Consider the following 13613-nt stretch of genomic DNA (forward strand, 5'->3'; position numbering starts at 1 on the left):
CTCAATCTTCGATCACGATCGACTTTGGATCAAAACTCGGCTTTGGTATCTTCGGATTCATCGCTTCGAGTGTCTCGCGCACAACCGATGCTACAGCAAAATTGCGATACCACTTCCGATCGGCCGGAATGACAAACCACGGACCAGCGTCAGTCGAACACCGCACTATCGCTTCCTCATACGCCTCGCGATACAAATCCCACTTCTTCCGCTCCTCAAGATCACCAGGTGAAAACTTCCAGTGCTTCCGAGGCGTGTCGATCCTGTCCTGAAGCCGAATCTTCTGCTCCTCGCGCGAAAGATGCAGAAAAAACTTGAGAATGACTGTCCCATTCGACGTCAGAAGAGACTCAAAAGCATTGATCTGCTCATACCGCGCTTGCCACACTTCTTTCGGCACAAGCCCATTGACACGAACCACGCCTACATCCTCATAATGCGACCGATTGAAGACTGCAATCATGCCCCCAGCGGGAACAGCCCGATGCACGCGCCACAGAAAATCATGCGATAATTCCAACGCCGTAGGCTGCTTGAACGACGTCACACGCACGCCCTGGGGGTTCAAAGGCCCAAATACATGCCGCGTCGTTCCGTCTTTGCCCGATGCATCCATCCCCTGAAGCACGATCAGCATCGACCGTTTGCCCTCGGCATAGAGCCTCTCCTGCAAACGCCGCATCGCATCCACATGATCCCTCAGATGCACCAGCGCCGCCGCCTGCGCAGCATCCTTGGGCCCATCGAGCCCAGGCGTTTCCTGCGCCTTCGCCGTCGTCAGTTCTACACCCTTCCCAATCCGCACGCGCAGCAGGTCCGAAATATTCATCCCCAACTCTAGTTTCCCTGCAACCTTCGCCAGCGCCTGTGCCCCCACACTCCATTTCTCGCATCCCGCCATGAATCGGCAGCGACTCAGGCCGCGAACATCAATCAATCACCTGCCGTAGGATTCTCACATGTCACGAGCACTCCCAGCCGTACTTCTCGCCGTCGTGATTGTCGTTGGTCTGGCGTTCGTCCGCGAACTCTTCGCGGTGCCCCAGAACGTCACATCCATCGCCCTGCGACAGGTCGAAAGCTTCGATCCACCCGCCAACTCATCCGCACCTCAAGGAAAACCCGCCGTGAAGCCCACCACGCGCACCATCAGCCGTTCCGCCTACGACATCACACGCCTCCCACGCGAGCGCATCGTCGAACTCGCCTCCGTGCTCCCGCCCGATGTCTATCAGGTCACTCAGAAGTCCGGCACCGAACCCCCTTTCTGCGGCAACCTTCTCGACAACAAGAAAGAAGGCTTCTACGCCTGCGTCGTTTGCGGCCTCCCACTCTTCGCCAGCAACTCCAAGTTCACCAGCGGCACCGGCTGGCCCAGTTTCTTCCAGCCCTTCGACCGCCAGCACGTCTCGACCAAGGTTGATCGCGCTCACGGCATGGTCCGCACCGAAATCAACTGCGCACGCTGCGACAGCCACCTCGGACACGTCTTCGATGACGGACCAAAACCCACAAACCTGCGCTATTGCGTCAACTCCGCCAGCCTCGTCTTCCACGAAAGAGGCGCAGAACTCCCGCCAGAATCAAAACCCATCCCCACCGAAACCGCCTACTTCGCGGGTGGATGCTTTTGGGGCATCGAGCATTACTTCCAGAAAGGCCCCGGCGTCATCAACGTCGTCAGTGGCTACATGCAGGGACACATCGAAAAACCCACCTACAAACAAATCTGCGAAGGAAACACCGGCCACGCCGAGACCGTCATGGTCGTCTTCGACCCTACACAGATTTCCTTCGAACGCCTCCTCGAAGCCTTCTTCGTCATGCACGACCCCACACAACTCAACCGCCAGGGCCCCGACTTCGGCCCACAGTATCGCTCGGGCATCTGGTACGCAAGCGACACGCAGAAACAGGCCGCCGAAAAGCACCTCGACCTGCTCCGCCGCGCAGGCGTCCGCGCCGTGACGCAACTCGAACCCGCCAAAACCTTCTGGATCGCAGAGCCCTACCACCAGGACTACATCGAAACCACCGGCCGCGCCTGCCACGTCACGAATCCATGGTAAAAAGAGGCCCGAGCGCAAGCGAGGGACGCTGTCTTAACTCCGGCACAAGCAATCGCGCTGTCTACTCCCCCACATCCAGCACCGCCATAAATGCTTCCTGCGGGATGTTCACGCTCCCGATCGACTTCATCCGATCCTTGCCCTTCTTCTGCTTCTCGAGCAGTTTGCGCTTGCGTGTCACGTCGCCGCCATAGCACTTGGCCGTCACATCCTTGCGGAACGCCTTGATCGTCTCGCGCGCGATCACTTTGCCACCGATTGCTGCCTGCAGCGGAATCTCGAACTGATGCCGGTCGATCTGCTTGCGCAGTTTCGTCAGCAGCAACCGCCCGCGCTGCTCAGCCTTTTCCTTGTGCGTAATCAGGCTCAGCGCCTCCACCGGGTCGCCATTGATCAGAATGTCCACCTTGACCAGCTTGTCAGTTCGAAACTCGAAGACTTCGTAGTCCATCGTGCCATAGCCGCTGGTCATGCCCTTGAGCTTGTCGTAGAAGTCATAGATCAACTCGGCCAGCGGAATCTCAAACGTCAGAATCTCGCGCGTCTCGCTCACGTACAACTGGCTCTTGTAGATCCCGCGCCGATCCAGGCACAGTTTCATCACATCGCCGATGTACTCCTTGGGCAGCATGATCTCGACCTTGCAGATCGGCTCGCGAATCTCCAGCACCGTGCCCATGTCCGGCAGGTCCGCCGGGTTGTGCACTTCGCGGTCGATCATCTCGCCACCCTTGCCACGCACCACGATCTGATAACTCACCGTCGGGGCGGTTTGCACAAGTTCGAGATCAAACTCGCGCTCCAGCCGCTCCTGGATGATGTCCATGTGCAAAAGTCCCAGAAACCCGCAGCGAAAGCCGAACCCGAGCGCTTCTGAATGCACCGCCTGCGAAGTGAAACTCGCATCATTGAGCGAGAGTTTCTCGATCGCGTCGCGCATCTCCTCAAAGTCGCTGCCCTTCTTCTCCGTCGTCGTCGCCGGATAAAAATCGCAATACACCATCTGCCGCGCGGGCTCATAGCCTTCAAGTGCATGCGCCGCCGGATTGTTTTCGAGCGTGATCGTGTCCCCCACCCGCACATCGCCCAGCGTCTTGATCGCCGCGACGAGATAGCACGTCTCGCCCGGGCCGACATCGCTCACCTTGACCTGCTTGGGCGTGTACTTGCCCAGCTCGGTGATGACGAACACACGCTCCATCGCCATCATGCGAATCTTGTCGCCGACCTTCAGCCGTCCGTCAAACATCCGGCAATACAGCACCACCCCGCGATAGTCGTCATACACCGCATCAAAAATCAACGCCCGCGTCTGCTGAATCTTCGGCGGCTTGGGCGATGGCAATCGCTCGCAGATCGCTGCAAGCAACTCCGGTATCCCCTCTCCCGTTTTGGCCGACACCCTGATGCAGTCCTCCGCTGCAAACCCCAGCACCTGCTCGACCTCCATCGCGATCTCATCGGGTCTCGCACCGGGCAGGTCGATCTTGTTCAAAACCGGAATGATCTCCAGATCCTGATTCACCGCCAGATACGCATTGACCACCGTCTGCGCCTCAACGCCCTGCGAAGCATCGACCACCAGCAGCGCACCCTCGCACGCCTTGAGCGCACGGCTCACCTCATACCCGAAGTCCACATGCCCCGGCGTATCAATAAAGTTGAGCATGTAAGGCACGCCGTTGTGCTCGTGCGCCACCGTTACCGCTGAAGCCTTGATCGTGATCCCACGCTCACGCTCCAGATCCATCGAATCAAGCAACTGCTCGCGCGCCTCGCGGTCGCTCACCGCCTTGGTCGCCTGCAACAACCGGTCGGCCAGCGTGCTCTTGCCGTGATCGATGTGGGCAATGATCGAGAAGTTACGAATGTGCGATAAATCGTGCGTCATCGGTGCTCAACGTCCATGTGGGCATCCATCATAGGAAGCCTCCCTTCCCAACACCGCCCTCCGCCTATGCTCCAGTACGCGTGCAGCATTCACCCGCCGCCCGACGGAGCCTTCCATGCCCGCGCAGCACATCGCGCCAATCAACCGCATCCTCGTCACCACAGGCCTCACCCTCGAAAGCCTCGGGGCCGTACACCTCGCACGCTCTCTGGCCCAAACCCTCGGGGCCGAACTTCACGCTGTTCACGTCATCGTCCCCGCATCCAAAGCCGAAACCCGCGCCATGCCCGATCTCGCCGCCCGCATCGAACAGCAGGCACGCGAGGAACTCGAACGCTACGCCCTCACCCACGACCTCCGCGGATTCGCCACCCTCCACATCGCCCTCGGCCAGCCAGGTGCCGAAATCATCCGCCTCGCCACCTCGCTCAAGGCCGACCTCGTCGTCATCGGACGCTACGGCAAAGGAGGCCCCAAGCCCGGCACCATCGGCTCCGTCGCCGACCGTGTCGTACGCCGATGCCCCGTCAGCGTCCTTGTCGTTCAGCCAGAATTCCAAGGCCCCATCGCACGCATCGGTGTCGCCAGCACCTGCGAAGAAGATTCCGCAATCGAACTCGAACGCGCCATGGACCTCGCCGCACGCCTCGACCTCGATCGCATCGATCTCATCAAGGCCTACGACATCCCCGCCGGCTACCACCTCGTCAGTTCATACGAGGACGCCACCACACGCCTCGCCGAAGTCCACACCGAACTCGCCATCGCACAGATCACCGCCGCTCGTGAACTCCTCAAGTCGACCGTTGCCGTCGCTGTCGAGTCACGCCTAGGCCCCCCCGTCGATACCCTCGCCCAGTTCGCGCACGACGCCGCCCTCGATCTGCTCATCATCCGCACGCACAATCGCACCGGCCCCGCCGAACTCTTCCTCGACCGCATCTCCGAACGCGTCATCAACAACGCCGCCTGCAACATCTGGGCTGAAAAATCCCCCGCAGAGTCGCAGTCGCTCCTCGATGTCTTCCGTCACCTCCTCGACTGATCTCGCATCAACCGCACCCCGCGCTGAACAACCCCAGGTACATCTGCACATCAAAGAAGTCGAACGCGCGATCACCGTTCAAATCCGCCTCAGGCGCATCGGTCGCAAACGCCCCCAGAAACGCCTGAACATCAAAAAAATCCACAAGCCCGTCGCCGTTGAAATCGGCCTGACACAACACCCGCAGCCGAAACACCGCCCCGGTGCCATACGTCGGATTCACCAGATTCCCACTGCCATAATTCAGCACATACAGATTCCCATAGAGGTCCGTCGCAAACGACACCACGCGCGCAATCACCTGCCCCGCCGGTAGCCCCGCATTCCACGCAACCGAGTGCTCCACCAGGCCCACGATGTTCTGTCCATTGAAATCCGCCGGGTCCGTCTGTCTGTCAAACACACCCGACCACACACGCCCCGATACATAGTCGCCAAAGAACACACGCCCACGCAGCGACCCGATCGGACCGCGATACACCAGCCCACCCGTGATCGACACATTCCCTGTCGAATGCGCCCATTCATGAATCGGATCCACCGAATCGCCCCGAGGCCCACCCACGCCCGGAACCGGCATCTCGATCGTCCCCTCGCGCGACGGCCATCCAAAATCCTCCCCCAACCGATCAGGCCTCACGATATTGATCTCCTCCCGGCTGAAGAATCCCACATCACCGATCAGCAAATCCCCCGTCAGCGCATCGAACCCGCCACGCCACGGGCTCCGAAGTCCCGAACACAAAACCTCAGGCAGCGACCCCGGATCACCATCATGGAACGGATTGCCCATCGGCACCCCAAAGTTTCGATCCGGATCATCCGGATACAAATCCTCACCGTCCACATCAATCCGCAACACCTTCCCATACACCAGGTCGAGCTGCTGCGCGCGATTCACATAACTGCCCGACGACGCCTGTGGCCCGCCATCTCCAACAAACACATACAGCCAACTCCGCTCAGCCAATGGCGCATATGGCCGAAACCCGATCCACCCGATTCCGTGAATCGCACTGTTCGCGTTCTGCGGATAACTCAGCACCAGCCGCCGCGTCGGCTCCTCATCAGCCTTGATCGTGTACTCATACAACCGATTGAGCAGCCTGTTCCCGCTCGGCGGATCCTCCATTACCGTCACATACACCCGCCCATTCGTCGCATAGTCCGGATGAAACGCAAGACCGTGAAGTCCCGCATCACCCACCAGGCTCACGTCCACCGTCAGAAACGTCGTCAACACCCCCGATGAAGCATCAAGCCTCAGAATCCGCGCATAAGGCTCGCCGGTCGTCCCCATCCCAAACCGCTGCTCGGCGATGTACAGCCCCGTCGCATCGCCCGGAGCCTGCGCCAGATCAAGCGGATGGTTCAGTCCGCCTGCAATCTGTTCTACCACATACCCCTGCCCCGCCGCCACCGAGCACCCAATCGCTGCCCCCAGCACACCAATCCACACCCTGCGCATCGCCGATCCTCCTTCGTTCTTCGAGTATATCGAATCACTCCCTATACTCCGCTCCAAAACCGCAATCTTCACGAGACCCACAATGCCCGAACACGCTGCAAAATCAATGGACGACATCGTCAGTCTCTGCAAACGACGCGGGTTCATCTTCCCCGCATCCGAAATCTACGGCGGCATCAACGGCTTCTGGGACTACGGCCCCCTCGGAACCCAACTCAAAAAAAACCTCCGCGACGCATGGTGGCAGGATGTCGTCATGAACCCATGCTGCGGCATGAATGGCCCCAACGGCCAGCCCGTCGATATCGTCCCCCTCGAAACCTGCATCATCCAGAACCCAAAGGTCTGGGAAGCCAGCGGACATCTCGCCGGTTTTGCCGATCCGATGAGGAAATGTGCAGGCTGCGGCCACTTCGTCCGCGCCGATCATCTCTGGGAAATCCTTGCGACAAACTGCGAGTGGCTTCAGTCGCTCCTACAGGAGTTCACGCCTGTTTCCGGCGAAATCGACAGCCCACGACTCATGAAATGGGCAAAAGGAAAGGGCAAGAAACTCGCTCCAAATCTCGCGCTGGTCCGCAATCCTGAGCTCACTCTCTCCTGGCTGGCAACTCGAGTCAATGGCCAACCCGATGCTCCGCCAGATCTCATGGAAATCGCCCGTTACATCGCAACAGAGCAACTGCACAGCACTGGGTTACAAGATCCATGCCCCCGCTGCGGCGGTCCGCTCGGCACGCCCGCACCATTCAAACTTATGTTTGAATCATGGGCCGGCATCCAGCAGACTGACGACAACAAAGTCTACCTCCGCCCCGAAACCGCACAAGGCATCTTCATCAACTTCAAAAACGTCGTCGATACCTCGCGCGTCCGCGTGCCCTTCGGCATCGCACAGACCGGCAAAGCCTTCCGCAACGAAGTCACGCCACGCAACTTCACCTTCCGATCGCGCGAGTTCGAGCAGATGGAGATCGAGTTCTTCTGCCACCCCGACGACGCCCGCGACTGGTACACCTTCTGGCGCGACTGGCGCATGAACTGGTGGAAAGGGCTCGGCCTCGCCGGCGAAAACCTCGTCCTCCGCGAGCACGACCCCGACGAACTCGCCCACTACGCAAAAGACGGCGCCGGCACCAGCGATGTCGAATACCGCTTCCCCTTCACCGCACCAGGCTTCGGCGAACTCGAAGGCATCGCACACCGCTCCGACTTCGACCTCCGCCAGCACGAACAGCACAGCGGCGCAAAACTCCACTACTTCGACACCACCCGAGGCCCGCTCGCGCCCAACGGCCAGCCCAAGGGCGAACACTACCTCCCCCACGTCATCGAGCCCTCCGCAGGCCTCGACCGCGGCGTTCTCGCTGTCCTCTGCGAAGCCTACACCTTCGACGAATCACGCCCGAGCAAGGAGTTCATGCGCTTCCACCCGCGCCTCGCGCCCATCAAGGCCGCTGTCTTTCCACTCGTCAACAAGGACGGCATGCCCGAAATCGCCGACAAACTCACACGCGAACTCCGCGCCCGCTTCGGCCACCTCGGCTTCATCGAAACCGACGCCAAACAATCCATCGGCAAACGCTACGCCCGCATGGACGAAGCCGGTTGCCCATTCTGCTTCACCATCGACTCCGACACCCTCACCAACCAGACCGTCACCGTCCGCGACCGCGACACGGGCGCGCAGGACCGCATCGCCCTCGACCAGGTCCAATCGTGGCTCGATAACAAACTCTCAATCTGATCAACCTTTGCCGCTCGCCCCGCGGGCACGAAACGCCCGCGCAAGAAAAACCGTGCCGACCCCTCGGCCGACACGGTCAACTCATCATTCAAAACTTCTCATCGCGAGCATCACCGGCGACGACGCATCGCTACCAATCCACCAAGCCCAAGCACCGCCGCGCTTCCCGGCGTCGGCGTGTTGATCGTCCACACGCTGAAGTCGTTGTTCACGCTGATCACGTGCTGCGCAATCCGGAAACCATCGCTCGCGTTCGGCTGCAACGCCGAAACCACGTCCGCAAACGTACCAACAAGGTCAAACCGAACCGTCAATGACTCGCCCGGACCAATCCCCTTCTGCGGTGCCGGCGCCGACGCTGCAACACGCATCAGGTTCCCGCCCCACGATCCGCCATACAGAAAAGCCGGCTGTGCAGGATTCGGCGGTGCTCCACCGATCGAAAACGCCACATTCCCCGTCGAACCCGCCAGCGACCCGTTGGCGATAAGCGAGTTCATCTCAAAGTACACATTCGAAATCACAGCCGCGCCAGTCGAGTCGTTCCGGAACACAAAGTCCACCACCGACCCGCCGTCGATCACATCCACCCATAGATCGAGCTTCGACGTATCGCCACCGCTCGAATTCTCATAGACCGCAAGATCAATCCGAACTCCCGCCGAAGCAACCGCCGACGCTCCACCGATCATCCCCGCCACCGCAATCATCGATCCGATTCCAAAGCGTTTCATGTCTCTTCTCCCTGATGATCACGACCCGTGTCAGCACAGGCGAACGGCCAATCCCGATACGTCGGATTCGCCCGCCAGCCCACCATAAGTTACGGTACAATCCGCACTTAAGAAAGAAGAGTTCGATCTTTAACCCAGAATTCTCCCATCAGAAACCTTGCCCACGTCTCAGTTCCCTCAGTGTGACCCCGTTACCGGCCTTCTGACGCAAAAACATGCAAGAGCATGCTCCAAGATAACCAAAAAAAACCCGTGCCGACCTTCAGGCCAGCACGGGGCGTTTCGATACGCAGAAACGGCACCACCCTACGCGAGTGGGAGGAACTTCAATACCCTACCAGCGGACTCAGCGACGACGACGCATCGCAACCAGGCCGCCCAGCGCCAGCACTGCCGCGCCACCCGGCGTCGGAGTGTTGATCGTCCAGATGCTGAAATCATCGTTGACCGAGATCACATGCTGCGCAATCCGGAATCCATCGGTCGCGTTCGGCTGAAGCGCCGCAACCACGTCCGCGTAACTCCCGACCAGCGAGAACCGAATCGTCAGCGTCTCACCCGGGTCGATCCCGTTGAACGAAGGCGGAGGATTCGCACCCGCGCGGTACAGATTCCCGCCCCATGCGCCACCATACAGAAACGCTGGCTGCGCAGGATTTGGGGGATTCCCGCCGGTCGAGAACGACACGCCGCCCGACTGAGCATGTACAGAGCCGCCTGACAGGAGGCTGTTCATCTCAAAGTACACATTCGCGACCGTCGCAGGTCCAGTCGAATCATTGCGGAACACGAAGTCCACAAACGATCCGCTGTCAACAACGTCAACCCACAGGTCGATCATGCTGACATCGCCATTGTCCGAATTCTCATACACAAACAAATCAACCCGAACACCTGCCGAAGCCGCTCCGACGCACAACAGCCCACCGGCTGCGAGCGCAACCATACCACAATAGTTCTTCATGTCTTGTCTCTCCCGAAAACTGTCTCTCTCGAACCACTCTTCTTCGGCGAAGCTCCTACACCTCGCCGATCGTGGCTCCCCCTACTTTACGGGTGACATAGAACAAAAGAAACAAGAAATTCCCACATCAGGTCCAAATTCTGGCGCAACCGCAAAAACATGCGCCTAAATCCATAAAATATCAAAACTTATTGGACAATCAGCACTTTACTAATTTGTTAAGCTGCCCCCTGTCCAAAAAGTCAAATTACCCATTTTAACGACTGGGTGATTCCTACTCGGGTTTCCACTCCGGAATCCGCCCAGGCGTCCACGGCGCACCCGCAGCCTCCAGATCCGCCTCCAGCGACTTGATGTCCCATTCCACCAGCGTCCGAAGCCGCGCCAAAACCTCCGTAAACGCATCCCCAGCAAAGCGATACTGCTCTTCGTCGCTTTCCGAAGGCGGACTCGTCGTCCCCCACTGCCGACTCACGATCGACGACACCCGCCCCGAAATCGAAGGCTCATCCGGCACCGCCCGCGAAGACAGCGTCGAATCACCCCGCAGCGCCACCTGGATCGCGTCCAGTCGATGCCTCAACGTCTCCTCCCGCTCAGCCAGCGCCGCACCCGCCCCCGGTGTCTCCAGGATCGCCTGTCTCAGATGCCGCAGCCGCGTCTCCGCCTCTCCCGCCGCACGCTGCGCCCCGAGCACCGCCCGCTGCAATCGAGCCACCTTCGCCTGAAACGCAAGCACGTTCGCACGATCCTCAGCCCCGAACGTCGCCAGATTCAGCGACACCACCTCAAACTCCACCGGACCCGCAAGCCTCTCGACCTTTCCATCCACCTCCCGCGACACCTCCGCCGAGTACCGCCCCGGAGACGCCAGAGGCCCGCTCGGCCGATCATCCCAAGGCTCCAGATTCCCCGCCCCAAACGAAATCGGCGTCGCAGCCGGATACCGCAGATCCCACGCCGTCCGGTGCAGCCCCGCATTCCGCGATCCCACAATCCGCCGCACCACGCCGCCATCGCTATCCCGGATCGTCACAATCACGCGAGGCTCGCGCTCCCGATCCTCTTGACGAAACTGCTCAATCGCCGGATACTCCCAATCCTCCTTCTTTTCCGCTTCCTTGCGCTGCTCCTTGCGCGTCTCGAACTTGTCACGAATGAAATACGTCAGCACCGCGCCATACGGCGGATTCGACGCTGCATACATCGACGCCCCCGACCACCCACGCCCATCCCGATTGCCAAGCCTCGATCGCTCGATATACATCTTCGCATCGCGAGGCTCAAACAACACCGCCTCCGCGTCAAGCACCTCATCACTCAACCCACGCAACGCCGAGTAATCATCCAGCACATAAAACCCGCGCCCGAACGTCCCGAGCACCAGATCGCTCTCACGCTCCTGGATCACCAGATCGCGCACCGAAATCGTCGGCACACCCTTGAGCTTGTGCCACTTCTCCCCGCCATCGATCGAGCAGAACGCACCGAACTCCGTCCCGCAAAACAACAGCTCCGCACGCACATGGTCCTGCACAATCCCGTACACCGCGTGCCGCGCCGGCAGATCCCCCGAAATATTCACCCACGTCCGCCCACGATCATCCGACCGATACACATACGGCACAAAATCGCCCATCCGCCGATTGTCGAACGTCGCAAAAACCACATCCGCATCAATCGGCGATGCAAACAGACTCGACACATACGTCAAGTCCGGTACGCCATCAACGCTGTCAATCCGCCTCCAGTTCGCGCCGCCATCCTCAGTCACATGGATCAATCCATCATCCGTCCCGACATACATCAACCCCTCAACCAGCCTCGACTCACTCAACGCCACACAGTTCCCATAGATCGATGTCGACATGTGCTTAGCAACCGCATCCGGCTTCTGAATCTTCCCCATTACCTCCAGCGTGTTCCTGTCAATCCCGCGCGTCAGATCCGGGCTCACGATCGTCCAGTTCTCCCCGCGATCGTCCGAACGATACAAGACCCGCCCCGCAAAATACAGCCGCGTATGCAGATGCGGACTGATCAGCAGCGGCGTATCCCAATTGAACACCTGCGGCGCATCCCCAGGCCTGTGCCTCGGCGCTATCGACACAATCTCCCCACTCCGCCGATCATGCCGCACCAGCCCCCCGTGCTGCCAGTGCCCATACACGATCATCGGATCCACCGGATCGATCTGTGGCTTGAACCCGTCGCCACCCACCACCAAAAACCAATCCGCGTTCGTAATGCCCACACGATCCGTCGTCCGCGAAGGCCCCCCCATCGTTCCGTTGTCCTGCGTCCCGCCATAGATGTAATAAAACGGCTCGCTGTTGTCCACCGCAACGCGATAGAACTGCGTCACCGGCAGATTCTCGCGGAACTGCCACGCCTGCCCGCGATCCCATGTCTCGTACAAACCACCGTCACTCCCGACAATCAGATGGTTCTCGTTGTTCGGATCAATCCACAACGCATGGTCATCCACATGTCGCGCAGCATTCGGCACACGCGTCCATGTCCTCCCACCATCCTCCGTGATGTGCAAATACGTATCCAGCGAATACACCCTGTCAACATTGTGCGGACACGCAACCAGCTCGTTGTAATATTGCGGACTCGATGACATGTAACTCGATCGCTTCGACCACGACTCCCCGCGATCCACCGACCTGAAGATCCCGCCCTGCCCGTCCGCCGCCTCGCAGATCGCATACAGCACATCCGGGTTCACCGGCGACAACGCCAGACCGATCCGCCCCTTGTCCACTGAAGGCAGCCCCTTGTTGATCTTCCGCCAGGTCTTGCCACCATCGTTCGACTTGTGCAGCCCGCTCTCCGGCCCGCCGTTGATCAGCGTCCACACATGCCTACGCCGCTGATACGCCGACGCGTACACCGTGTCCGGATCACGCGGATCGAGAAACACCTCGTTCACACCCGTGTCATCCGAAATATGCAGGATCCGCTCCCACGTCGCTCCCCCGTCTGTCGTCTTGTACAGCCCCCGATCGCCCCCCGACGCCCACAAAGGCCCCTGCGCTGCAACATACACAACGTTGCTGTCGCGCGGGTCGATCGTGATCATCCCGATGTGCTCACTCTCCTTGAGCCCTACGTTCTTCCACGACGCGCCGCCATCGACCGACTTGTACACCCCGTCGCCATACGACACGCTCCGCTGGCTGTTGTTCTCCCCCGTCCCCACCCACACCGTCTTCGGGTTGTTCGGATCAAGCGTCACACACCCAATCGAGTAAGACCCCTGGCTGTCAAAGATCGGTTGATACGTCACTCCCGCGTTCGTCGTCTTCCACACGCCACCCGAGGCAACCGCCACGTAGTACTCGCTGTGATCCTGCGGATTCACCGCCAGATCGCCCACACGACCCGAATACAGCGCAGGCCCCACCGACCGCAACCGCAACCCCCCGATCACATCCCCCACCCGCGACTTTGGTTCAGCAGGAGCCTCTTCCGCAACCGCAGCCTCCGTCTCTTCCGCAGGCGCTTCATCCTGCGCTCGCGCCAGCGTACTCAGCACACTCCACGCCACCACAATCGTCATAAGCCACCAACGCTGCATCGTGAACACTCCTCAATCGAGCCCGCTCGGGTCGAAGTGCCGTAGCGTACCGGATTCCGAACGCGCGTGCTTGGATCACATTCCACAACGGGAAAAGACACCGAAACCC

At 59.9% G+C, this 13613-nt stretch carries 9 protein-coding genes; 3 read left to right on the plus strand and 6 right to left on the minus strand.

Annotated features, from left to right (window positions below; all coding sequences use genetic code 11):
* Window position 1: 1 nt before the first annotated feature.
* On the minus strand, window positions 2-829 hold the full coding sequence (locus tag KF757_03740; protein MBX3322084.1) for a polyphosphate kinase 2 family protein: 828 nt from the start codon (window positions 827-829) through the stop codon (window positions 2-4).
* 130 nt (window positions 830-959) lie between these two features.
* Between KF757_03740 and KF757_03745 the strand changes: the two genes are divergently transcribed.
* Window positions 960-2069, plus strand: a complete 1110-nt coding sequence (locus KF757_03745; protein ID MBX3322085.1) for a bifunctional methionine sulfoxide reductase B/A protein — start codon at window positions 960-962, stop codon at window positions 2067-2069.
* Between the two features lie 61 nt (window positions 2070-2130).
* On the opposite strand, the gene lepA is transcribed toward KF757_03745, so the two are convergent.
* A complete protein-coding gene (gene lepA / locus KF757_03750; protein MBX3322086.1) occupies window positions 2131-3960 on the minus strand; it encodes a translation elongation factor 4 in 1830 nt (609 codons plus the stop codon).
* Between the two features lie 115 nt (window positions 3961-4075).
* Between lepA and KF757_03755 the strand changes: the two genes are divergently transcribed.
* Window positions 4076-5005 carry a universal stress protein gene (locus tag KF757_03755; protein MBX3322087.1) on the plus strand — a complete coding sequence of 310 codons (930 nt, stop codon included), beginning with the start codon at window positions 4076-4078 and terminating at the stop codon, window positions 5003-5005.
* Window positions 5006-5012: 7 nt separating this feature from the next.
* Here the strand turns inward: KF757_03755 and KF757_03760 are convergent, their stop codons facing one another.
* Window positions 5013-6473, minus strand: coding sequence for a PQQ-dependent sugar dehydrogenase (locus tag KF757_03760; protein ID MBX3322088.1), 1461 nt, complete (start codon window positions 6471-6473; stop codon window positions 5013-5015).
* 82 nt (window positions 6474-6555) lie between these two features.
* On the opposite strand from KF757_03760, the gene KF757_03765 reads away from it, so the two are divergent.
* Complete coding sequence (locus tag KF757_03765; protein ID MBX3322089.1) at window positions 6556-8220, plus strand: glycine--tRNA ligase; 1665 nt, start codon at window positions 6556-6558, stop codon at window positions 8218-8220.
* Between the two features lie 110 nt (window positions 8221-8330).
* On the opposite strand, the gene KF757_03770 is transcribed toward KF757_03765, so the two are convergent.
* The 3 genes from KF757_03770 to KF757_03780 form a co-directional block, all read right to left on the minus strand.
* On the minus strand, window positions 8331-8954 hold the full coding sequence (locus tag KF757_03770) for a hypothetical protein (protein ID MBX3322090.1): 624 nt from the start codon (window positions 8952-8954) through the stop codon (window positions 8331-8333).
* Between the two features lie 346 nt (window positions 8955-9300).
* Window positions 9301-9918, minus strand: coding sequence for a hypothetical protein (locus tag KF757_03775; GenBank protein MBX3322091.1), 618 nt, complete (start codon window positions 9916-9918; stop codon window positions 9301-9303).
* A gap of 274 nt (window positions 9919-10192) precedes the next feature.
* Complete coding sequence (locus KF757_03780; protein ID MBX3322092.1) at window positions 10193-13504, minus strand: hypothetical protein; 3312 nt, start codon at window positions 13502-13504, stop codon at window positions 10193-10195.
* Window positions 13505-13613 lie beyond the last annotated feature (109 nt).

The organism is Phycisphaeraceae bacterium, assembly GCA_019636795.1.
Lineage (GTDB): Bacteria > Planctomycetota > Phycisphaerae > Phycisphaerales > UBA1924 > JAHBWW01.